The organism is Pseudomonas sp. TE50-2, assembly GCF_040813665.1.
GTDB lineage: Bacteria > Pseudomonadota > Gammaproteobacteria > Pseudomonadales > Pseudomonadaceae > Aquipseudomonas > Aquipseudomonas soli.
Genome location: NZ_JBFNXN010000001.1, coordinates 4,923,868 through 4,946,359, shown reverse-complemented (window position 1 = coordinate 4,946,359; position 22,492 = coordinate 4,923,868). Strand labels below are relative to the sequence as shown.

The window sequence follows — 22,492 nt, the reverse complement described above, 5'->3', positions numbered from 1 at the left end:
ATGAAGCCTCCATCCTCCCAGGAACGCCTGCTCAGCGTCGGCCAGCTGGCCGCCCGTAGCGGCGTGGCCGTGACCGCCCTGCACTTCTACGAGACCAAGGGCCTGATCCACAGCACCCGCAATGCCGGCAACCAGCGGCGTTACCCGCGGGCGGTGCTACGCCGGGTGGCGGTAATCAAGATGGCCCAGCGCCTGGGCATTCCCCTGGCCGACATCGCCGGCGCCCTGGATACCCTGCCCTGTGACCACACGCCTACCGCCGACGACTGGCAGCGCCTTTCGGCGCGCTGGCGCGACGACCTGAGCCGGCGTATCGACGAGCTGGTGATGTTGCGCGACCAGCTCGATGGCTGCATCGGCTGTGGCTGCATGTCGCTGAAGGAGTGCCCGTTGCGCAACCATCACGACCGGCTGGCCGATGAAGGGCCAGGCCCTCACCCACCCAGCCAGGATTGAGCCTCAGATCACCACATTGCGCACGAAACGCACCGCCTCCTCGCCATCATTGCGATAGGCGTAGCGGCAATCGCTGGGGAAGACGAAGAACTCGCCCTTGCCCAACTGCTGCTCGCCGCCTTCGATGACCAGCGTCAGGCGGCCTTCGGTCACATAGATCTGCTCGCTCCAGCCGGCGGCATCTGCCTCGCTGGCGTAGCACTCGCCAGGGGCGAGAGTCCACTCCCACAGCTCGACCTCGCGCCGGGCCGGGCTACTGCCCAGCAGCACGGCGCGGCTGGCAGGGTGCACACCGGCCCAGGCCAGCTCGTCGATACGGCTGGGGTCGCGGCGATCGGGCGCCTGTATCAGGGTGCTGAACGCTACCCCGAGCGCTTCGGCGATCAGGTCCAGGGTGGTGAGGCTGACATTCTTCTCGCCGGCCTCGATGGCCACCAGCATGCGCCGGCTGACCCCGGAGCGTTCGGCCAGGGCGGCCTGGCTCAGGCCGGCGTCACCGCGCAGGCGGCGAACATTCTGGCTGACATGCTGCAGCACCGAAGCCCGGTGCTCGGAATCTTTGTGCACTATATTGCTCACTGGTAGGGGGTGCGCAGTATACTGCCCACTTTGCGGCGAATTGTGCGCCGCCCCTTCCGAGTGCGCAAGACCATGAGCCAGGCCTCCCCCAGCAAGCCCGCCGTCACCTTCCGCCTGAGCAAGGCCGAACTGGTGCTGGTGTTCATCACCATGCTCTGGGGCGGCACCTTCCTTATCGTGCACAACGTCATGACCGTCAGTGGCCCGATGTTCTTCGTCGGCCTGCGCTTCGCTGCCGCCGCGCTGTTCGTCGGCCTGGTGTCGGCGCGCTCGCTGGCAGGGCTGACCGCCACCGAACTCAAGGCAGGCGTGCTGATCGGCGTGTCGATCATGCTCGGCTACGGCTTGCAGACCATGGGCCTGCAGACCATCAGCAGCAGCCAGTCGGCATTCATCACCGCGCTCTATGTGCCCTTCGTGCCCTTGCTGCAATGGCTGGTGCTGGGCCGCCGCCCGGGCCTGATGCCGAGCCTGGGCATCGGCCTGGCCTTCGCCGGGCTGATGCTGCTGGCCGGCCCCGAGGGCGGCGCGCTGCACTTCAGCGAAGGCGAGCTGGTGACGCTGGTCAGCGCCGTGGCAATCGCCGGCGAGATCATCCTGATCAGCCGCTACGCGGGCAAGGTGGATGTGCGTCGGGTCACCGTGGTGCAGTTGGCCACCGCCTCGGCGCTGTCGTTCCTGATGATCGTGCCGACCCAGGAGCAGCTCCCCGACTTCTCCTGGCTGCTGCTGGCCAGCGCGGTGGGCCTGGGCGCCATGAGCGCGGTGATCCAGGTGGCGATGAACTGGGCGCAGAAGTCGGTCTCGCCGACCCGCGCCACGCTGATCTATGCCGGCGAGCCGGTGTGGGCAGGTATTGTCGGGCGGATTGCCGGCGAGCGTTTGCCTGGCGTGGCGTTGATCGGCGGGGTGCTGATCGTGCTGGCGGTGGTGGTGAGCGAGCTGAAGATTCGTCGCCAGGATGAGGCAGAGGCGTTGCCGGACGATGACGCGCGTCAGCGCGAGACGGGATTGTAGTCCTCCTGCACATCCTCGGGGCTGCAACGCAGCCCCACGGCTACGCGCTCACCCGCTATGCTTTGTAAAAAACTGTTATAAAAAAACAGCTTGTCACAGCACATTTGTACGATCCTGCAACTGCTTGCGTGTTGGTGATCATCCCCCCGGCACGTATGATCCTTGGCAAACTTCTCAGAACAGAACGCTATGTCATTGATTGTGCTATTGCTTCTGCCCTTCGTGGGCAGTTGCCTGGCGGCTGTCCTGCCGCACAACGCACGCAACGCCGAGTCCATTCTCGCCGGGCTCGTGGCCCTGGTCGGCACCGTCCAGGTGGCGTTGCTGTACCCTCAGGTGGCCGATGGCGGGGTGATTCGCGAGGAATTCCTGTGGCTGCCCAGCCTGGGCCTGAACCTGGTCCTGCGCATGGACGGATTCGCCTGGCTGTTCAGCCTGCTGGTGCTGGGTATCGGCAGCCTGGTGGCGTTGTATGCGCGCTACTACATGTCGCCGCAGGACCCGGTGCCGCGCTTCTTCGCCTTCTTCCTGGCGTTCATGGGCGCCATGCTCGGCCTGGTGATCTCCGGCAACCTGCTCCAGCTGGTGTTCTTCTGGGAGTTGACCAGCCTGTTCTCGTTCCTGCTGATCGGCTACTGGCACCACCGCGCCGACGCCCGCCGCGGCGCCTACATGGCGTTGATGGTGACGGGGGCCGGTGGCTTGTGCCTGCTGGTCGGGGCCCTATTGCTCGGCCATGTGGTCGGCAGCTATGACCTGGACAAGGTCCTGGCTGCCGGCGACATCATCCGCCAGCATGCGCTGTACCCGGTGCTGCTACCCCTCATCCTGATCGGCGCCCTGACCAAGAGCGCGCAATTCCCCTTCCAGTTCTGGCTGCCCCATGCCATGGCGGCGCCCACTCCCGTATCGGCTTATCTGCACTCGGCGACCATGGTCAAGGCCGGGGTGTTCCTGCTCGCCCGGCTATGGCCCGTATTGTCGGGCAGTGAGGAGTGGTTCTGGATCGTCGGCGGCGCCGGTGCCGCCACCCTGTTGCTCGGCGCCTTCGCCGCGATGTTCCAGAACGACCTCAAGGGCCTGCTGGCCTACTCGACCATCAGCCACCTGGGCCTGATCACCCTGCTGCTGGGCCTGAACAGCCCCCTGGCAGCGGTCGCCGCGGTGTTCCACATCCTCAACCACGCCACCTTCAAGGCCTCACTGTTCATGGCCGCGGGGATCATCGACCACGAGAGCGGTACCCGCGACATCCGCCGCCTCAGCGGCCTGTTCCGCCTGGTGCCGTTCACCGCCACCCTGGCCATGGTCGCCAGCGCCTCGATGGCCGGGGTGCCGCTGATGAACGGCTTCCTGTCCAAGGAGATGTTCTTCGCCGAAACCGTGTTCATCACCTCCACCGCCTGGGTCGAAGCCGCTTTGCCGGTGATCGCCACCCTCGCCGGGACCTTCAGCGTGGCCTATGCGCTGCGCTTCACCGTCGACGTGTTCTTCGGGCCCACGGCCGAAGACTTGCCGCATACGCCCCACGAGCCACCCCGCTGGATGCGCGCGCCGGTCGAACTGCTGGTGCTCACCTGCCTGGTGGTCGGCATCTTCCCGGCACAATCGGTCGGCCCGCTGCTGGCCGCCGCCGCCCTGCCGGTGGTAGGCGGCACTCTGCCGGAGTACAGCCTGGCCATCTGGCACGGCTGGAATGCGCCATTGATCATGAGCCTGATCGCCATGAGCGGCGGCATCGTCCTCTACCTGCTGCTGCGCAAACAGCTGCAGCGCGGTCGCTTCCCTCACCCGCCGCTGATCGAGCGCTTCAATGGCAAGCGCCTGTTCGAGCATGGCCTGGTCCGCTTGATGCTGCTGGCGCGGCATCTCGAGCGCCTGTTGACTACCCGCCGCCTGCAGACGCAGTTGTTCATGCTGGTGCTGGCGGCCTTCATCGCCGGCCTGACGCCACTGCTGTACAGCGGCCTGAGCTGGGGCGAGCGGCCGAAAATTCCCGGCTCCGGGGTGTTCGTCGCGCTGTGGCTGATCGCCATCGCCTGCGCCATCGGCGCCGCCTACCAGGCCAAGTACCACCGTCTCGCGGCGCTGATCATGGTCGGCGTCTGCGGCCTGATGACCTGCATCACCTTCGTCTGGTTCTCCGCGCCCGACCTGGCCTTGACCCAGCTGGCAGTCGAAGTGGTGACCACCGTGCTGATCCTTCTCGGCCTGCGCTGGCTGCCACGGCGTATCGAAGGCGTCTCGCCGCTGCCCGGCAGCCAGGACCGCGCCCGCCTGCGTCGCTTGCGCGACCTGCTGCTGGCGGTGCTGGTCGGCGGCGGCATGGCCCTGCTGTCCTACGCCATGCTCACCCGCCCCACGCCCAACGATATTTCCTCGTTCTTCCTCAGCCGCGCCCTGCCGGAGGGTGGGGGCACCAACGTGGTCAATGTGATGCTGGTCGACTTCCGTGGCTTCGATACCCTCGGTGAGGTCACCGTGTTGGTGGCCGTGGCGCTGACCGTGTTCGCCCTGCTGCGCCGCTTCCGCCCGCCCAAGGAGAGCATGCAGCTGCCGGCACAGCAGCGCCAGCTGGCACCGGACGTGGTCACCGACCTGGTCAACCCGCGCCATGCCACCGACACCGCGCTAGGCTTCATGATGGTGCCGGCCGCCCTGGTGCGCCTGCTGCTGCCGATCGCCCTGCTGGTGTCGATGTACCTGTTCATGCGCGGCCACAACCAGCCCGGCGGCGGTTTCGTCGCGGGCCTGGTGATGTCGGTGGCGTTCATCCTGCAGTACATGGTCGCCGGCACCCAGTGGGTCGAGGCGCAGATGAGTCTGCGCCCACTGCGCTGGATGGGCACCGGCCTGCTCTGCGCCACCCTTACCGGTGCCGGGGCGATGCTGCTCGGCTACCCGTTCCTCACCACCCACACCGCCCACCTGCACCTGCCGCTGCTGGGTGACGTGCATGTGGCCAGCGCGCTGTTCTTCGACATCGGCGTGTACACCGTGGTGGTCGGCTCGACCCTGCTGATCCTCACCGCGTTGGCCCACCAGTCGGTGCGTGCCTACCGCCCCGCCAAGTCCAGCCAAGCAGGAGCCGCCTGATGGAAGAAGTCATTGCAGTCGCCATCGGTGTGCTCGCCGCCTCGGGGGTCTGGCTGATCCTGCGCCCGCGTACCTACCAGGTGATCATGGGCCTGTGCCTGCTGTCCTACGGCGTCAACCTGTTCATCTTCAGCATGGGCAGCCTGTTCATCGGCAAGGAGCCGATCATCAAGGACGGCGTGCCCCACGATTTGCTGCACTACACCGATCCGCTGCCCCAGGCGCTGGTGCTGACCGCCATTGTCATCAGCTTCGCCATGACCGCGTTGTTCCTGGTGGTGCTGCTGGCTTCGCGCGGCCTGACCGGCACCGACCATGTCGATGGCCGGGAGCGTGACGAATGAGTGGGATGAACCAACTGATCATTGCGCCGATCCTGCTGCCGCTGCTCACCGCGGCGCTGATGCTGCTGATCGGCGAGAAGCACCGCTGGCTGAAGGCGCGCCTGAACCTGCTGTCCACCGCCATCGGCCTGGGCATCGCCGTGACCCTGCTGATGTGGGTGCGCACCCAGGGCCAGGCCGAATCCATCGGTGTCTACCTGCCAGGTAACTGGCCGGCGCCGTTCGGCATTGCCCTAGTGGTCGACCACCTGTCGGCGCTGCTGCTGACGCTGACCGGCATCATTGGCCTGAGTGCCCTGCTGTTTGCCCGGGCCCGCTGGGACGGTGCCGGCGCCAGCTTCCACGCGCTGTTCCAGATCCAGCTGATGGGCCTGTACGGCGCCTTCCTCACGGCCGACCTGTTCAACCTGTTCGTGTTCTTCGAGGTGCTGCTGGCGGCCTCCTACGGCCTGCTGCTGCATGGTTCGGGGCGGGCACGGGTCAAGGCCGGGTTGCACTACATCGCCATCAACCTGTTCGCCTCGTCGCTGTTCCTAGTGGGCGCGGCCATGCTCTACGGCGTGACCGGCACCCTGAACATGGCCGACCTGGCACTGAAAGTGCCGCTGGTACCGGAAGCCGATCGTGGCCTGCTGCATGCCGGCGCGGCGATCCTGGCGGTCGCCTTCCTGGCCAAGGCTGGGGTCTGGCCGCTGAACTTCTGGCTGGTACCGGCCTATTCGTCGGCCAGCGCGCCGGTGGCCGCGCTGTTCGCGATCATGACCAAGGTCGGGCTGTACGCCATCCTGCGCCTGTGGACGCTGCTGTTTTCCGGTCAGGCCGGCGCCTCGGCGTTCTTTGGCGGGGAATGGCTGGTCTATGGCGGCCTGGCGACCCTGGCCGTGGCGGCCATGTCGATCCTCGCGGCGCAGCGTCTGGAGCGCCTGGCGGCCCTCAGCATCCTGGTATCCGCCGGCACGCTGCTGGCCGCCGTCGGTTTCGGCCAGCCGATCCTCACCGGCGCCGCGCTGTTCTACCTGGCCAGTTCCACCTTGGCCCTGTGCGCGCTGTTCCTGCTGGCCGAGCTGGTGGAGCGTTCGCGCTCGGCCAACGAGGCGCCGCTGGAAGATGAAGAAGGCGCAATGCCTTCGCCGCTGGAGTCGCTGCACCCACCCAAAGGCATCAACCTGGACGACGAGCAGCAGGTGGTGATCGGCCAGATCATTCCCTGGACCATGGCCTTCCTCGGCCTGAGTTTCATCGCCTGCGCCCTGCTGATCATCGGCATGCCTCCCCTGTCGGGCTTCATCGGCAAGCTCAACCTGATCAGCGCGTTGTTCAACCCGCAAGGCATGGGCGTCAGCCCGGAGCAGCCGCTGGGCGTCGCGGGCTGGACCCTGGTCACCCTGTTGGTGCTGTCCGGCATGGCCTCGCTGATCGCCTTCGGCCGGGTGGGCATCCAGCGTTTCTGGAAGCCCGAGGAGCGCCCCTCGCCGGTGCTGCGTCGCTATGAATGCGTGCCTATCGTCATTCTCCTGGGCCTGTGCATCTTCCTCAGCCTCAAGGCTGAGCCGCTGCTGCGCTATACCCAGGACACCGCCGCGAGCCTGAGCACGCCTGAGGCCTACGTCAAGGCGGTGATGGCCACCCGGCCACTGCCCGGCCCGACCACCCTCAGCGCGGAGGCGCAGCCATGAGCCGACTGTTCCCTGCGCCGCTGCTGTCCGTCGCACTGTTCGTACTGTGGCTGCTGCTCAACCTCTCGATCAGCCCGGGCAACCTGCTGCTGGGTGCCGCGCTGGGCATCCTCGCGCCAATCCTGATGGCCCCGCTGCGCCCGCAACACGCCCACGTGCGCCGCCCCTGGGCAATCGCCAAGCTGATTGGCCGGGTAGGCCTCGACGTGATCCATTCCAACCTGCTGGTGGCCCGTGGCGTCCTGCGCGCAGGCAGTACTCCACCGCGCTCGGCGTTCGTGCACATCCCGCTGGATCTGCGCGATGCCCATGGCCTGGCAGCATTGTCGATGATCACTACGGTGGTGCCCGGCACCGTCTGGTCTGAACTGGCCCTGGATCGCAGCGTACTGCTGCTGCACGTGTTCGACCTTGAAGACGAAACGGCCTTCATCGAGCACTTCAAGCACACCTATGAACGCCCGCTGATGGAGATCTTCGAATGAGCGGCCTGCTCGCCTATGCCGTCCTCACCAGCCTGTTCATCTTCGCCATCGCCATGGGCCTGGCACTGATCCGGGTGTTCCGCGGCCCATCCGCCCAGGACCGCGTGCTGGCACTGGACTACCTGTACATCCTGGGCATGCTGATGATGCTGGTGCTGGGTATTCGCTACGCCAGTGACACCTACTTCGAGGGCGCGCTGCTGATCGCCCTGTTCGGCTTCGTCGGCTCGTTCGCCCTGGCCAAATTCCTGCTGCGTGGCGAGGTGATCGAATGAACGAAGCTATCGAACTGCCGTTCTGGCTGGAACTGTTGGTATCCACGTTGCTGCTGCTGGGCAGCCTGTTCGCGCTGATCGGCGCCATCGGGCTGGTGCGTCTGAAAGACTTCTTCCAGCGCATGCACCCGCCCGCGCTGGCTTCGACCATCGGTGCGTGGTGCGTGGCGGCGGCGTCGATCCTGTACTTCTCGGTGCTCAAGCAGAGCCCGGTACTGCATGCGTGGCTGATCCCGATCCTGCTGTCGATCACCGTGCCGGTGACCACGCTGCTGCTGGCCAGAGCCGCGCTGTTTCGCAAACGCACCTCGGGTGAAAACGTACCTGAGGAAGTCAGCAGCGGGCGCGACCGCGGCAACTGAGGCTCATGCCTGGCTCATGCGCTGCAACTCGCGGCGTACCATGGCGGCAAACGGCGGCGGGCTCATCCGATAGAGCTCGCCGGCTACCCAGGCCAACCAGGCGCCTTGCAGCTCCTCCCGGCGCGCCAGCAGGCGCGTGGCCTGCTCCACCGCACGGGCCTGGTTCTCGCGGTGAAAGTCTGCCCGCGAGCCCGAGCTGGGCTCGTCGCTCATTCGCTGGCCTTGAAGGTGATCAGCTCGCCCTTACGCCATTTGGCGACCTTGCCGGTCACCGCCTTGAGCAGTTTGCCCAGGCCTTCCTGCACCTGTTGCTGGGCAGCGAACACCAGCATCACGCCATGCCCGTCGCGGAACACGATACCGTCGCCTTCCGGTACCGAGACGAAGGCGTAGTCGCCCTGGCCATAGACGTTCAGTTTGATCTCGCGAAAACGCAACTCCAGCTTGCCACCCTCACGGCTGGGCAACACCGCGGCACGGAAGTGGTCACCCACCTTCAATTCGAGGCGCTGCTTGTCGTCAACCACCATGGCGTCTTCGGTGTCGATTTCGGCCATGTACAGGCCTTCCGGATTCTGCTCGGTGACATAGATGAAACGTCCGTGGAACAGTTTGACCAGTTGGGCGCGCAAGTCGCCCAAGGCGAACAACGCATGGGTATCCAGTGTACTGACTGCCAATGAAAGGCTCCTCACATCGATTGCAACGGCCACGCCACGGACACCGGTTGCGTCAGGTGGCAGGCACTTTTTAGTCAAGGTCCGCAGGACCGTGGAAACAAGCAACAAAGCGTCCACGCGCAACGGCGCAAGGGCAACCAGGAAGCAGTTCACCCAGCCACCGCCCGGCGATGCGAAGTAAGCTTCGGCTTGATTCCGCAAAGGGAAACGTAATGTCCGACAGCAAAAATGCCGGAAAGGATGCGACAAACAGCGCCAGTTCTTTCGCCAGAAAGAAATGCTGGCCTTCAGTCGCTCATTACAGGAGAGCGAATATGCACGAAAACACCGAAACCCGTCGAGAGGCACGTAACATTTCCGGCCAGGATATGCCGCGCTACATCGTCATTCCCGCCGGTATCGCCTTCTACCACATCGCCGAACGCGATACGGGCCGGGTCAGGGGTTTTCGCCAATGCCACGAGCAAGCTTGCGCACTGGCGCGACAGTTCGAGCGCTGAACGCCTCAGGCCACGTTACAGCTGCCCAGCAGGGCCAGCCAGGCATCCCGGCACTCCAATGCTTCGGCGCGGCTGGCGAACGCTGTGCCACGACGCTCGCCGTCGACCAGCACCACCCAACACACACGGTTGCCCAGGTCCTGCATTGAGCGCGGCACGCCAGTCCCGATCATGACGGCTACATCGACTTGGCTATTCATCATTCCCTCCGGAATTTAATTAGCAACCTAACGATGCGCGCATGATACGACCTGCCCTGCCTGGGAAAAAGCGCCGCCAGGTACAGCTGTATTGCAGTTACGGCAACAAATCAGCTCAATCCAGCCCGGGTTCAGGCCGGTAGCCCAGGCGCAGCCCACCCCAGTGCCGGCCCTGGACGAAGATCGGCACCGACAGGTCATGCATCAACTCGCCGGTGTCACGGGTGTAGGTCTGCAACAGCACCCGCTGCTGGTGATTGCCACAGCGGCTGCCGGTACGGTCGTCGAAGATGCGTTTGCTGCGATTGTGCGCGGTGTCGTGGGCCGGATCGCCGGTCAGCGGCTGATTGAAGGCACTGTTATGGGTTGGCACATACCCTTGCTGGGTGCAGGCGATGGCATACACCAGCCCGTCGTGCTGCACCAGCGGTTCCTGGATCTGCGGCAGCACGGTGTCGGTGTAAGGGTCGAAGCGCGTGCTGAAGCGCGGTGGCTGCATACCGGCGATCGGTCGGTACTGGCGATCGAACAGGTCGTCCAGGCTGATCCGCCCCTGCCCGATATCCGCCTCGAAACGCTCGCCGATCTGCCGGGCGCCGGCCTGGGCCAGTTCAAACACCCGCTGGTGATAGGCATCCAGCCCCACCTCGGCCAGACGCTCGCTGAGGTTCTCGACCTGCCCCTCCATCTGCACCGCTGCTTCGGCCAGGCGCCGGGTCTGCTGGTCGCTGACCTGCAAGTCTCCACGCACCTGGGCCACGGCCTGGAACAGGGTATCGAGCTGGGCCTGGTTGGTCTGCGTCCCCTCGGCGATCTCGCTGACCTGGCCTTCGACACTGGCCGCCAACTCGGCGATCTGCGCCAGTTGCCCACCGGTCTGCTCGACTTGCTCGACCCCGGCGCCCAGTTCATCGGCGAGCCCCCGGATCTGCGCCACCACCTGGGCGGTGCGTGCCTGGATGTCGGCCACCATCTGCCCGACCTCCTCGGTGGCGCTGGCGGTGCGCCCGGCCAGGCCACGTACCTCATCGGCGACCACCGCGAAGCCACGGCCGTGCTCGCCGGCCCGCGCCGCCTCGATGGCGGCATTGAGCGCCAGCAGGTTGGTCTGGCTGGCGATCGCCTGGATCACCAGGGTGACCCGGGCGATATCCTCGCTACGCTGGTGCAACGCCTCGATCAGCTCGCGGCTGGCGCTGGCCCGCTCGCTCAGGTCACGCATGCGCTGTATCGACTCGCCCAGCACGGCGCTGCTCGCGACGCTGCTGTCATGGGCCGAACGCGCGGCGGTCAAGGCCTGCTGGCTGAGCTGGGCGGTGGCCTGCTCGGTAGTGATCATGATCTCGGCGCTGCCGACGATCTCCTGGGCCGCGCCCAGTTGCGACTGTACCCGCGCCGCCAGTTGCTGCACCGAATGGGCCACGGCGGCGGCCGACAGGGCGTTGTGGCTGGTGCCGCGCGCGAGCTCTTGCAGCAGGCCATCGTCCTGCGCGGTGGGCGCAACCACAGGCACTTGCGCACGCCGTCCACGCGGCAGCCACAGCACCAGCAGCGCCAAGGGCACGGCCAGGTACAACGCCAACCCGGCATAGGCCATGGCGGCCAGCAGTGCGCACAGGGCAACACCCTGCAACAGGGCAACGCCAGCACCCGTTCGGCAAGGCCCAGGCCGAGGCGTTTCAACGGCCGACAGAGATCCTTCTCGCATCATCTTCGTGGTCCATCCGCATGTCGTTATTGTGACGTCATTAAACGCCACTATAACGCCATTATCCATGCCTCCAGAGGGGCAAGACGGTCGCACTTGATGCAAGGCAAGAAAGCAAGAAGGCCCCAGGGATCGCTCCGTGGGGCCTTGCGCAGGGCGTTGAATCAGATCTGCCGCTGGTGGCGGTCGAGCTGTTCGTGGCGCTCCTGGGCTTCGATGCAGTACTTGGTGGTCGGACTGATCAGCAGGCGCTTCAGGCCGATCGGCTCGCCGCTGTCATCGCACCAGCCAAAGCTTTCCTCGGTGATGCGGTCCAGGGCCATCTCCAGCTGCGGCAGCAGGCGCTGGTCGCGATCAATGGCGTTGACCAGCCAAGTGCGCTCTTCCTCTACCGATGCCACGTCAGCAGGATCCGACGGGGTATCCAGGCTTTCGATAGCGGTGCGGCTGAGTTCGATGCGCTCGTGGGTTTCGACTTTCATCGCCTGCAGCAGCGCGGTGAAGTACGCGAGCTGCTCGGCGTTCATGTAGTCATCGGCCGACATGGCCAGCAACTGTTCCTTGGTCATCGATTTCTCTATGAAAAATGTGCATATGGGCGATTCGGGTGCCGCCGACGCTGCTGCGTCGGCCGCGGAATTCTTCGAGCGCCAACCGGCACTCTTTTACAGGGGGCGGAAGTCTAAGGTGCCAGGCGGCGGCGGGCAACTGAAATGAGGGGGGATTTGGCCGAATCACCCAGGAATCCGCCCATTGGTTTCGTATTTTTCTGATGCTCCGCGCCTGAAAGGCGCTGGCAGGCAATATGCCGCAACAAAAAACCGCGGGGATACGTGGTACCCCATTAATGCAGGGCGACCCCTGAAAACGTGTCTTATCGGGCCCCCTATCTCGCTAGAGGCTCGAACAATGACCAACACCGCGTACCCACGGCTGCCCCGTGCGAGCAATCTCGACTGTGAAATCGCCAAGCGCTTCAGCAACCGCCCTGCGCTGCTCGACGCGGCCGACCGGATATTGCAAGAACGATGGAAGGTGCATTTCCCTGACGAAGAACATGATCCCCTTGCCCTGTTCCTGGCCAGTCAACATCCGCGCAGTGGCGACACCTGGGTCCGGCCACTTTCGCAAGTGATCGTGGAGCGCTACTGCCAACGCCAGACGCTCAATCTCACCCCTGGTGACGATTACCTGAGCCCTCGCTTGAAGGCAGATCCGAATGGACGGCTGGACATCGACCTCCATTCAGTCGAGATATTGATCGATGAGGCCGCGCCACGGCTGCTGGAAGTCTACCGGCAGTCGCTGGTCGTCTACTGGAGCAGCTTCGACGCCATCGGCAATACTCCCTGGCGCTGGTTTGCGGACTATTTGCGGGGGCAGCTGAAAAGCGCCATCGAAGTTGCAAGGGGCACGACCACATGGCCGGGGTTCGCCCTGGCGACCGCCAGCCTCGTGCATGACTACCCAGATCCGACGACACTGGGTGGGTGGAAGAACACGACCGGACTCAAGGTCGCGCAGCTTATGGTGGACTTCTCGGAAGATGGCGGGCTGGATACCGATTTGGCCAGCGCACTGCTCATCGAGCATGCCGACGGCGACCCTACGCGCGATCTCACCCTGCTCTTTACCCTGACTGGCAAGCTGCACCGATTCAATTCACGCCAACATCTGCTTGAGAGCATTGGAAGTTACTGGCCCGCCGGCGACCGACTCGCACCGTACGAAGTGATCATCACCACACTTTCCCAGCCCGTCTTCGAATGCCAGGCCCTAGGCCTGCTGGACCAGCAGCTGCGGGTAATCACACAACTGGCAAGCCGCTACCGCAGCAAGCTGGATGCCCTGTACATGAGCCAGGACCTGGATCGGCTGACCGCCATGCTCGACTTCTGCAATGGCGCCGAAGCCATGGAGCGCAGGGCCTTGTCCGAGCAACTGCCGGAGTGGCTCCGTGACGCCCAAAGCGGGCCGCTGATGCGCTACAGCAGCCTGCTACTCGATGTCGCACAAGGCGTTCAAAACGCCAAGGGCGAGTCCTGGCTCCATGGCATCGACAACGCCGAGACATTCGCTAACCGCCAGCTCACCGAGCGCTTTGCCGCGGACCATCCCGGTGACGCGCCGCCCCCGGAACAGGTCAGGATCATCAATTACCAGACCACTGCAACCGCCGCGGCGACCCAAGGCACCATCGTCGCCTCGGGCGAAGTCACGCCCGTCACGCTCACCCTCGCCCAGTTGGCCATTTGTAACCTCGGCCTACTCAGACCCGGCCGGGTGGAGCTGAGTTCCACGACGAGCGAGCCGTTACCTGGATGGTTGGATGAAACCTACCTGCGTACTGTGATCAGCGAACTGGACATCGGCAGCCGTTATCCCGCCATGTTGCGCGCGAAGCTGCTGGATGATCCAGTCCAGCGCCTCGCGCGCCAGAGCCTTCTGAGCAACCAGCTACGCAGCCAATTGCCTGCATTTGCCCAGGAGCTGTACCTGCGCGGCAAGCTGCCGGACCAACAGGCCACCGGGCACATAGCCGAGGTGTTCCGGGCCATCGACGATGATTCGCCACGTTGGGTGATGCGTCCCCTGGGCTTCATCAAGGCACCGGGATCGACCGTGGACCATCCGCGCAACACTTGGCTGATCGAGCCGTCGGTGCCCAACGGCGATACCTGCCTGCTGTACCGTCCACTGCATGAAGACACCCTGCTGCAATTCCCCGACCGCCTGGCGTTGTTCGTCGCAATCAGCACCCCCGGCAAGCTCCAGGACGACCTCTTGCAGCGCTTGCCGGCGGACGTCAGACGCTTCTATGCCCATGGCGGGTTCCTTGAACCCCATCTGTTCGTGGTGCTGGAGGACACCAGCGCGATTCCCCTCGCCCCCCCCGCGCCCGTAAAACTGGCGCTGGAAAACCCTGTTGACACCCCAGGAGAAGCGCTCTACCTGGCTTGCGTGAACGAATCGATCCAGCACTTCGCCGACCTGGCCTCGAGCACCGCGCAAACCCGCTGGGCCCGCTGGGAGGAACTGGGGTGGTTGCTTTTCAATACCCTGCTGCCCTTGGCAGGCGGCGCACTGGGCAGGGTCGCCTGGCTGACGCAGATGGAAGTGGCCCTGGCCGAGTATGTCGACGCTGATGCCAGCACCACCGCTGAGGGGCATTGGCTGTCGCTGGTCAACCTGCTGGTCAACATTGCCACCCTGCTGTTTTCCCACTCGATGTTCCGGTTGCACCTGGAGCAAGGTGAAACGGCGGCGTTCCCCGGACCGGTACCCTCCCCTGAAGCATCGGTGCTGCCGGCGCCCGTCACTCCCGCGGTGACCGATACCGCCATCGACCTCGACTTCAGCTGGTCACGCCCCGATCGACGCCTGAGTGCCAGCCAGCGTGTAGCGCTGCAGGCATTGCGAGCCGATGTCGCTGTCGAGGCGCTCGGTCCTGCGATTCCCAGCGGTACACTGCGGGGCCTGTATCTGCTTCACGACAGGTTTTATGCCCAGGTGGACGGCAATCTGTACCGGGCAGAACTCGTCATGCCGCGCAACCAGTTGCGCATCGTTGGGCCGGATCTCAGCCCAGGGCCGTGGCTGCGCCATGACGAAGCCGGTCGCTGGCAACTGGACCTGGGCCTGGCCCTGAAGGGTGGCATGCCGCTTTCGGGACAGCTACGCCGGCTGCAGCTGGAAAAGGAAAGCGCCCTGCGCAGCGCCAATGACCTGATCAAGGCGGACAAAGAGGCGATTTCCGCGAAAATCAAGGAGCAGACCACCATAGAAAGCCTGGTGGCCGCCACCCATGATGACACGACCCTGCAAAACTGCCAGGACAAGGTCCAGGCCCTCTCCACCTTCTGGACCACGCACCTCGAACGCCTGCACACCCGCAACGGCCTGCAGCCGATCAAGGACTTCAAGAAAGTCCAGGCCTATGCCCTCTACCAGGACAGTTTCTGCCAACGTCTGCTGCGCAAGATCCTGCAATCGCGTTACCAACCGGACCGAGAACAGCTGTTGCAGCTTGCCAGGCAGCAGCGGCCGGACCAGGATCTCTCCCCGGACGACGCGCGTATTGCCGCCGGGCGCCTGGACCGACTAGGGCCACTGATCGAGCAAATGATCAACAACAATACGCACCTGCGCCAATGCCAAGAGGCATTGAACAAGCTGGCGAGCCCGCAGCAACCCGAGATACTGCAGTGGCGCAACCTGGCCGCCGTCATGCCCGCCACGGCGGAGCGCGACCTGATCCTGCGATTCCTGCGCCTCGAAGGCCTGCTCAATCGCCTGACCCTGGTTCATGGACTATCCGGCGAAGCACCGTATTGGCGCGATCGCTTCTGGCGCACCGTCGAACTGGGCATAGCCCAGCGGGCCAAGCTACTCAAGCTCGGCGATGCCGACCAGGAAGTCACTGCCAGGCTGCTGCGCAGCATCGCCGAACAGTTCCAGGTTGCCGCACGTCAACTGGACCACTTCGTCGAGCAGATCGAAGGCGACGCCGCACGGCAGACTGCTCGTCAACTGCAAGAGGCGCTGGAATGGATACGCTCGCGCATTCGCCAGGACCTGGCCGAACTGCCGGACTACCCGCCCGTCAGTAGCCTCCGGCAGTTGCGCAGGAAAGTACCGGGGTTGATCGAGACGGCCGACCACGGGCTGCTGCTGGCAGAGCCCCATGATGAGGATGCGGATACCGTCGATGTCGCCGGCCCCGACAACAAGACACCCGCGCGCACCTACAAGCTGCGGCAAGGGGAATGGATCGAGCTCAAACCTGCCAGCGCCACGCCCAGACCTGCGGGAGCCAGCCTCAAACGCCTGCTCAAGGGCAGCGACCGATTGATGCAGGAAACACGCGATGAATGCGCAAGGCTTCAGAGGGCGTCGAACCGCTACCTGCCGGCCGAGCTCGAAGAGTCCGTACACCATCAACGTGAACGGCTGCTTGCCCAGGTGGAAGCCATCGAATCCCGCCTGACCGACGACAACGAAACGGATGAGGCCCAGGGAGGCAAGGACGCCGAGCTGGTCTCGCACGCCTTACGCGCGCTGGCCGACGAGTTGCTGGGCAAAGCCGCCGAACTGCGCGTGTCGGCGGCTCTCGCGCAACCGCCGCGCATGGGCGAAGTCATGTTCCTGGTTGACGCGCATCAGGTGCGCATCAACGCGCAGGGCACCCGCACCCGCCTGGCCAAGGTCAAGGGCAGGCCCGCTGACTTTCTCGACGAGTACAGCATCAGCCACCAAGGGCAGGTACTGTGGTACGCGCACTTCCATTATCCAGCGCTTGGTACGGCAAAGGCCGACTTCACCGCCGGCCATCTCAAGACCGCCGCGCAACGCCATATGGCAGGGCAACGCCATACCGACGGCAGCGGCAACGTGGTCGAAGTGTATCGCGGGCCGATCACCGAGACCGCCGCCGCGCGCTACTTCTTCAACCTTTGAACCAGCGGGCGCGGCGAATGCCGCGCCCCTGCGCGTCAGCAATCCTTGAACTGCGCCTCGCGCTTGGCGATGAAGGCGGCCATGCCTTCCTTCTGGTCCTCGGTGGCGAAGGCAGCATGGAACACCCGACGCTCGAAGCGCACGCCTTCGCTCAGGGTGACCTCGAAGGCGCGGTTGACGCTTTCCTTGACCATCATGCTCACCGGGATGGACTTGGCGGCAATGGTCGCAGCCACCTTCAGTGCTTCTTCCACCAGCTCGGCCTGCGGCACGATGCGTGCCACCAGGCCGGCACGCTCGGCTTCCTCGGCGCCCATCAGGCGGCCGGTCAGGCACAGCTCCATGGCCTTGGCCTTGCCCACCGCCCGGGTCAGGCGCTGGGTGCCGCCCATGCCCGGCAGCACGCCCAGGTTGATTTCCGGTTGGCCGAACTTGGCGTTGTCGGCGGCGAGGATGAAGTCGCACATCATCGCCAGCTCACAGCCACCACCCAGGGCGAAGCCGGAAACTGCGGCGATGATAGGCTTGCGCCGGTTGGCGATGCGGTCGGCGTCGCTGAACAGGTCTTCGACGTAGATCTGCGGGTACTTCAGCTCCGCCATTTCCTTGATGTCAGCGCCCGCGGCAAAAGCCTTGGCCGAGCCCGTCAACACCACGCAGCCAATGTTCGGGTCTTTCTCCAACTGGTCCAGGGCCTGGTTGATCTCGCCGACGATCTGCGCATTCAGTGCGTTGAGCGCCTGCGGGCGATTGAGGGTGATCAGGCCGACCTTGCCATGGATATCCAACAGGATGGTTTCGAATGCCATGCAGACTGCTCCTTCAAAGATTGCGCGCAATGACCATGCGCTGAATGTCGCTGGTGCCTTCGTAGATCTGGCAGACCCGCACGTCGCGGTAGATGCGCTCCAGCGGGAAGTCGCTCAGATAGCCATAACCACCCAAGGTCTGCAAGGCGTCCGAACAGACCTTTTCGGCCATTTCCGAGGCGAAAAGCTTCGCCATCGAAGCCTCCACCAGCGCCGGGCGCCCCGCATCGCGCAAAGCGGCGGCGTGCAGCACCATCTGCCGCGCCACGGCGATCTTCGTTGCCATGTCGGCCAGGCGGAAGGCCACAGCCTGATGTTCGATCAGCGGTTTGCCGAAGGTCTGGCGTTCGTTGGCATAGTCACGGGCCACTTCGAAGGCGGCACGGGCCATGCCCACCGACTGCGAGGCGATGCCGATCCGTCCACCTTCGAGGTTGGCCAGGGCGATCTTGTAGCCCTGTCCTTCCTCACCGAGGCGGTTGGCCACAGGTATGCGCACATTGTCGAAGACGATCTGGCAGGTGTCGGAGGCATGCTGGCCGAGCTTATCCTCGACCCGCGCCACCTGGTACCCCGGAGAATCGGTGGGCACGATGAAGGCCGTGATGCCGCGCTTGCCGGCGTCCGGGTCGGTGACGGCGAAGACGATCACCACCCCGGCGTTCTGCCCGGAGGTGATGAACTGCTTGCTGCCGTTGAGTACATAGTGGTCGCCGTCCAGGCGGGCGCGGGTCTTCAGGCTGCTGGCGTCGGAGCCGGCCTGGGGCTCGGTCAGGGCGAACGCACCGAGCATCGCGCCGCTGGCCAATGGCGCGAGGAACTGCTGCTTCTGCGCCTCGGTGCCGAACTTGAGGATCGGCACGCAACCCACAGAATTGTGCACGCTCATGATGGTCGAGCAGGCGCCGTCACCGGCGGCGATCTCCTCCAGGGCCATGGCATAGGCCACGTAGCCGGTGTCGCTACCGCCGTACTGCTCCGGCACCAGCATGCCGAACAGGCCCAGCCCGGCCATCTCCTCGATGGCCTCCTTGGGGAAGCGATGCTCCTTGTCCCACTGCTCGGCAAACGGTTTCAGCCGCTCCTGGGCGAAATCCCGCACCGCGTCGGCGATCTGTTGTTGCTCGTCAGTTACCAGCATGGTTCACCTCAGTACAGGCATTCGACGGCCATGGCCGTGGCCTCGCCACCGCCAATGCAGATGGCCGCCACGCCACGGCGCAGGTTGTTCTGGCGCAGGGCCGACAGCAGGGTCACCAGGATCCGAGCGCCCGAGGCGCCGATCGGGTGGCCCAGGGCGCAGGCGCCGCCATGGATGTTGACCTTGTCATGGGGCAGGTCGAGGTGCTTCATGGCCGCCAGGGTGACCACGGCGAATGCTTCGTTGATCTCGAACAGGTCAACGTCGGCCAGGTTCCAGCCGGTGCGTTTGAGCAGCTTGTCGATGGCACCGATTGGGGCTGTCGGGAACAGCGCCGGGGTGTCGGCGAAAGCAGCATGACCATGGATCACCGCCAGGGGTTTAAGGCCACGCTTCTCGGCCTCGGAGCGGCGCATCAGCACCAGCGCCGCAGCGCCGTCGGAGATGGAGCTGGAGTTGGCAGCGGTGACGGTACCGCCTTCGCGGAAGGCCGGCTTGAGCTGCGGGATCTTGTCCAGGCGCGCTTTCGGCGGCTGTTCGTCATCCTTGATAACGCGCTTTTCCTTACCCTCGGTGACTTCCACCGGGACGATCTCGGCAGCGAAACGGCCGCTCTTGATCGCATCCTGCGCGCGGGTCAGCGAGGCGATAGCAAAGGCATCCTGGGCTTCGCGGCTGAAATCGCCTTTCTGCGCGCAGTCTTCGGCGAACGTCCCCATCAGCCGCCCTTTGTCGTAGGCGTCCTCGAGGCCGTCCATGAACATGTGATCGATGATCTTGCCGTGGCCCATGCGGTAGCCACCACGGGCTTTATCCAGCAGATACGGGGCGTTGGTCATGCTCTCCATGCCACCGGCGACGATCACGTCGGCACTGCCGGCGAGCAACTGGTCATGGGCCAGGATCGCCGCCTGCATGCCCGAGCCGCACATCTTGTTCAGCGTGGTGCAGGTGGTGTGCTTGTCCAGCCCGGCGCCGAGTGCCGCCTGGCGTGCCGGAGCCTGGCCCTGGCCAGCCGGCAGCACGCAGCCGAACAATACTTCCTGGACGCTGGCGGCATCGATACCGGCGCGCTCGACGGCGGCACGGATCGCCGCGCTGCCCAGCTGCGCGGCGGTCAGGCTCTTGAGGTCGCCCTGCAGGCCGCCCATGGGCGTGCGCACGGCGCTGACGATAACGATCGGATCATTGGCGAGGGTCATGTTCGTTGCTCCTTACTTGGCAGCCATGCGCAGCGCGCCGTCGAGGCGAATCACCTCGCCGTTGAGCATGCTGTTCTCGATGATGTGGCGGGCCAGTGCCGCATATTCCTGCGGACGGCCCAGGCGTGGCGGGAACGGCACCCCGGCAGCCAGCGAGGCACGTACTTCCTCGGTCATGCCGGCCATCATGGGGGTTTCGAATATGCCGGGGGCGATGGTCATCACCCGGATGCCGAAACGCGCCAGCTCACGGGCGGCCGGCAGGGTGAGGCTGGCAATGGCCCCCTTGGAAGCGGCATAGGCCGCCTGGCCGATCTGCCCATCGTAGGCGGCGATGGAGGCCGTGTTGATGATCACGCCACGCTCACCGCCCTCCTCCGCCTGCCCCTCGGCCATGGCTGCGGCAGCCAGGCGCAGCAGATTGAAGCTGCCGATCAGGTTGACGTTGATGACCTTGGCAAAGCTGCCCAGGGCGTGCGGGCCGTTCTTGCCCAGGACCTTCTCGGCACCGACGATGCCGGCGCAGTTGACCAGACCCTGCAGGCTACCGAAGGCGCTGACGGCGGCATCGACGGCCGCCTTGGCCGCCTGTTCGTCGCTGATGTCGGCCACCGCGAATCGGGCATTTGTGCCCAGCTCGGCGGCCTTGGCCTCAACTGCCGCGGCGTTCAGGTCGACCAGCATGACCTTGGCGCCGGCCTCGATGAGCATCTGCGCGGTGGCGGCGCCCAGGCCCGAGGCCGCGCCGCTGACGATGAAGTGTCTGTTCTGGATGTGCATGGTGATTTTCCTTCAGGCGCCCGCAGCGATCGGCTGCGCGGCTTGTTGTCGGGCGATTTCCTGATTGCGCAGGATGAAGCGTTGCAGCTTGCCGCTCGGGGTCTTGGGCAGCTCGCCGACGAATTCGATTTCACGCGGGTAGGCGTGGGCGTACAGGCGCTGGCGCACGTGTTGGCGCAGGGCTTCCTCCAGCTCGGCACTCCCTTGGTAGCCCTGGCCGAGCACCACGAAGGCCTTGATCAGTTCGGTGCGCTCCGGGTCAGGCTTGCCGATCACCGCCGCCTCGACCACCGCCGGGTGTTCGATCAACGCGCTCTCCACATCGAACGGACCGACCCGGTAGCCGGAAGTGGTGATCACATCGTCGCTGCGGCCGACGAAGCTGATGCTGCCGTCCGGATTCAGCTCGACGGTGTCGCCGCTAAGGTAGTACTTGCCGACGAAAGCCTTGGTCGGCAGGCCGTGGTAGCCACCGAACCAGCACAGCGGAGACTGCTCGCGGTCCACCGCGAGGATGCCCGGCTGGCCGGCGGGCAGTTCGTTGCCCTGCTCATCCAGCACCACGATGCGGTGGCCGGGGATGGCGAAACCGGCCGAACCCAAGTGCACCGGGTGCTCGAGTTCATGGTGGTTGCACAGCACCATGCCCAGCTCGGTCTGGCCGTAGTGGTCGTGGATGGTCACCCCCAGTTCGCTGGCGAACCAGCGGATCACTTCGGGGTTCAGTGGCTCGCCAGCGCTGCTGACCACCCGCAGGCGACCCTTGATCGGCGCCGAGAAGGTGCTGCCTGCGGCGATCAGCAAGCGGTAGGCCGTGGGTGAACCGGCCAGGTTGGTGATGCCGAGCTTGTCGATGACCCGTGCGCAACTCTCCACGCTGAACGGCCCATCGTAGAAAGTGGTGGCATGGCCCAGTGACAGCGGTCCGGTGACTGCGTAGTACAAGCCGTAGGCCCAGCCCGGGTCGGCCAGGTTCCAGAAGTTGTCCTCGGGACGCAGGCCAATGGCATCGCGCATGTAGCCCTGAAAGGCAACGATGGCCCGCAGCGGCACTTCCAGCGGCTTCGCCGGGCCCGTGGTGCCGGAGGTGAACATCAGCAGGAACGGATCGTCGCCGCGGCGCATCACGGGCTCGCAGACGCTGCTCGCAGCCTCCAGCGCCCGGTGGAAATCCAGCTCGCCATTGCCTGCCCCGACCGTGATGATGAGCGGGCAATCCGCCACGTCATCGAGCTTGGGCCGGTTGTTGCAATCGGTGACCACCACCTTGGCATGCGACTGCTCGAGGCGATGCTCGATGGCCTTGGGCCCAAATGCGGTGAACAGCGGCTGGTAGACCGCGCCCAGGCGCCAGGTGGCGAGAATGGTTACCAGCAACTCGGGCGTGCGCGGCATCAGCCCGGCGACCCGGTCGCCGGCCTGGACCCCTTGGCCTTTGAGCACATTGGCGAAGCGGCTCGCCATACCCTGCAATTGGTCGAAACTGTAGCGCCCACCGTTACCGTCGCGATCTTCCCAGATCAAGGCGGGCTGGTCGTCGCCGGTGTGCCGGTCGCAACATTCGACACAGGCGTTGAGGGCCTCGAGGTTGCCATGCAGCGCCGCATCGGCGGCCCGGGCATGGTCGAACGAGCAGGCGGCCTCGGCATAATCGCGCATCGTCGGACTCCTGGTTTCTTGTTTTTGGAGTTGAACCATCAGTCCGACGATGTTCGCGCCACGCAT

21 protein-coding genes are annotated in these 22,492 nt (G+C 65.0%); 10 read left to right on the top strand and 11 right to left on the bottom strand.

Translation table 11 applies throughout. The annotated features are described in order from the left end of the window. A complete protein-coding gene (soxR, locus tag AAHK21_RS22605; RefSeq protein WP_046854849.1) occupies positions 1-456 on the top strand; it encodes a redox-sensitive transcriptional activator SoxR in 456 nt (151 codons plus the stop codon). A 3-nt stretch (positions 457-459) separates the two neighbouring features. Here soxR and AAHK21_RS22600 read toward each other — a convergent pair whose 3' ends face one another. Further along, entirely contained in the window at positions 460-1,023 is a 564-nt protein-coding gene (locus AAHK21_RS22600) for a helix-turn-helix domain-containing protein (protein WP_046854848.1), read from the bottom strand. An 84-nt stretch (positions 1,024-1,107) separates the two neighbouring features. Between AAHK21_RS22600 and AAHK21_RS22595 the strand changes: the two genes are divergently transcribed. The 7 genes from AAHK21_RS22595 to AAHK21_RS22565 all read left to right on the top strand — a co-directional run bounded on the left by AAHK21_RS22595 (position 1,108) and on the right by AAHK21_RS22565 (position 8,290). Beyond that, on the top strand, positions 1,108-2,052 hold the full coding sequence (locus AAHK21_RS22595; protein ID WP_046854847.1) for a DMT family transporter: 945 nt from the start codon (positions 1,108-1,110) through the stop codon (positions 2,050-2,052). Between the two features lie 189 nt (positions 2,053-2,241). Continuing rightward, positions 2,242-5,148, top strand: coding sequence for a monovalent cation/H+ antiporter subunit A (locus AAHK21_RS22590; protein WP_110703560.1), 2,907 nt, complete (start codon positions 2,242-2,244; stop codon positions 5,146-5,148). Next, complete coding sequence (locus AAHK21_RS22585) at positions 5,148-5,492, top strand: Na+/H+ antiporter subunit C (protein ID WP_023632557.1); 345 nt, start codon at positions 5,148-5,150, stop codon at positions 5,490-5,492. Before AAHK21_RS22590 ends, AAHK21_RS22585 begins: the two co-directional genes overlap by 1 nt. Continuing rightward, on the top strand, positions 5,489-7,168 hold the full coding sequence (locus AAHK21_RS22580; RefSeq protein ID WP_367858387.1) for a monovalent cation/H+ antiporter subunit D: 1,680 nt from the start codon (positions 5,489-5,491) through the stop codon (positions 7,166-7,168). The genes AAHK21_RS22585 and AAHK21_RS22580 overlap by 4 nt, the downstream gene beginning before the upstream one ends. Next, a complete protein-coding gene (locus AAHK21_RS22575) occupies positions 7,165-7,653 on the top strand; it encodes a Na+/H+ antiporter subunit E (RefSeq protein WP_367858386.1) in 489 nt (162 codons plus the stop codon). The genes AAHK21_RS22580 and AAHK21_RS22575 overlap by 4 nt, the downstream gene beginning before the upstream one ends. Continuing rightward, on the top strand, positions 7,650-7,928 hold the full coding sequence (locus tag AAHK21_RS22570; RefSeq protein ID WP_046854843.1) for a K+/H+ antiporter subunit F: 279 nt from the start codon (positions 7,650-7,652) through the stop codon (positions 7,926-7,928). The genes AAHK21_RS22575 and AAHK21_RS22570 overlap by 4 nt, the downstream gene beginning before the upstream one ends. Then, entirely contained in the window at positions 7,925-8,290 is a 366-nt protein-coding gene (locus AAHK21_RS22565; protein ID WP_046854842.1) for a Na+/H+ antiporter subunit G, read from the top strand. Before AAHK21_RS22570 ends, AAHK21_RS22565 begins: the two co-directional genes overlap by 4 nt. A gap of 3 nt (positions 8,291-8,293) precedes the next feature. Here AAHK21_RS22565 and AAHK21_RS22560 read toward each other — a convergent pair whose 3' ends face one another. Then, the gene (locus AAHK21_RS22560) at positions 8,294-8,503 is read right to left on the bottom strand and encodes a hypothetical protein (protein WP_367858385.1); all 210 of its coding nucleotides are present in this window, start codon (positions 8,501-8,503) and stop codon (positions 8,294-8,296) included. Continuing rightward, complete coding sequence (locus AAHK21_RS22555) at positions 8,500-8,970, bottom strand: hypothetical protein (RefSeq protein ID WP_367858384.1); 471 nt, start codon at positions 8,968-8,970, stop codon at positions 8,500-8,502. Before AAHK21_RS22555 ends, AAHK21_RS22560 begins: the two co-directional genes overlap by 4 nt. A gap of 314 nt (positions 8,971-9,284) precedes the next feature. On the opposite strand from AAHK21_RS22555, the gene AAHK21_RS22550 reads away from it, so the two are divergent. Further along, entirely contained in the window at positions 9,285-9,470 is a 186-nt protein-coding gene (locus AAHK21_RS22550) for a hypothetical protein (protein ID WP_046854839.1), read from the top strand. 5 nt (positions 9,471-9,475) lie between these two features. On the opposite strand, the gene AAHK21_RS22545 is transcribed toward AAHK21_RS22550, so the two are convergent. The 3 genes from AAHK21_RS22545 to AAHK21_RS22535 all read right to left on the bottom strand — a co-directional run bounded on the left by AAHK21_RS22545 (position 9,476) and on the right by AAHK21_RS22535 (position 11,947). Then, positions 9,476-9,670 (bottom strand): hypothetical protein, encoded by a 195-nt coding sequence (locus tag AAHK21_RS22545; protein ID WP_367858383.1) that lies wholly within the window; start codon positions 9,668-9,670, stop codon positions 9,476-9,478. Between the two features lie 115 nt (positions 9,671-9,785). Next, positions 9,786-11,381: a methyl-accepting chemotaxis protein gene (locus tag AAHK21_RS22540; RefSeq protein ID WP_367858382.1), complete on the bottom strand. Its 1,596-nt coding sequence runs from the start codon at positions 11,379-11,381 to the stop codon at positions 9,786-9,788. Positions 11,382-11,542: 161 nt separating this feature from the next. After that, entirely contained in the window at positions 11,543-11,947 is a 405-nt protein-coding gene (locus AAHK21_RS22535) for a TraR/DksA family transcriptional regulator (protein WP_046854836.1), read from the bottom strand. A 184-nt stretch (positions 11,948-12,131) separates the two neighbouring features. On the opposite strand from AAHK21_RS22535, the gene AAHK21_RS22530 reads away from it, so the two are divergent. After that, positions 12,132-16,835, top strand: coding sequence for a hypothetical protein (locus AAHK21_RS22530; protein WP_367858381.1), 4,704 nt, complete (start codon positions 12,132-12,134; stop codon positions 16,833-16,835). A 35-nt stretch (positions 16,836-16,870) separates the two neighbouring features. Here AAHK21_RS22530 and AAHK21_RS22525 read toward each other — a convergent pair whose 3' ends face one another. Genes AAHK21_RS22525 through AAHK21_RS22505 form a run of 5 tightly spaced genes read right to left on the bottom strand, consistent with a single transcriptional unit; the run spans position 16,871 to position 22,426 of the window. Further along, positions 16,871-17,644: an enoyl-CoA hydratase gene (locus AAHK21_RS22525; protein WP_367858380.1), complete on the bottom strand. Its 774-nt coding sequence runs from the start codon at positions 17,642-17,644 to the stop codon at positions 16,871-16,873. A gap of 13 nt (positions 17,645-17,657) precedes the next feature. After that, positions 17,658-18,785: an acyl-CoA dehydrogenase gene (locus AAHK21_RS22520; protein WP_367858379.1), complete on the bottom strand. Its 1,128-nt coding sequence runs from the start codon at positions 18,783-18,785 to the stop codon at positions 17,658-17,660. Between the two features lie 8 nt (positions 18,786-18,793). Continuing rightward, a complete protein-coding gene (locus AAHK21_RS22515) occupies positions 18,794-19,987 on the bottom strand; it encodes an acetyl-CoA C-acyltransferase (RefSeq protein WP_367858378.1) in 1,194 nt (397 codons plus the stop codon). Positions 19,988-19,999: 12 nt separating this feature from the next. Continuing rightward, the gene (locus AAHK21_RS22510; protein ID WP_367858377.1) at positions 20,000-20,767 is read right to left on the bottom strand and encodes an SDR family NAD(P)-dependent oxidoreductase; all 768 of its coding nucleotides are present in this window, start codon (positions 20,765-20,767) and stop codon (positions 20,000-20,002) included. Positions 20,768-20,779: 12 nt separating this feature from the next. Next, positions 20,780-22,426, bottom strand: coding sequence for an AMP-binding protein (locus AAHK21_RS22505; protein ID WP_367858376.1), 1,647 nt, complete (start codon positions 22,424-22,426; stop codon positions 20,780-20,782). Positions 22,427-22,492: the final 66 nt, after the last annotated feature.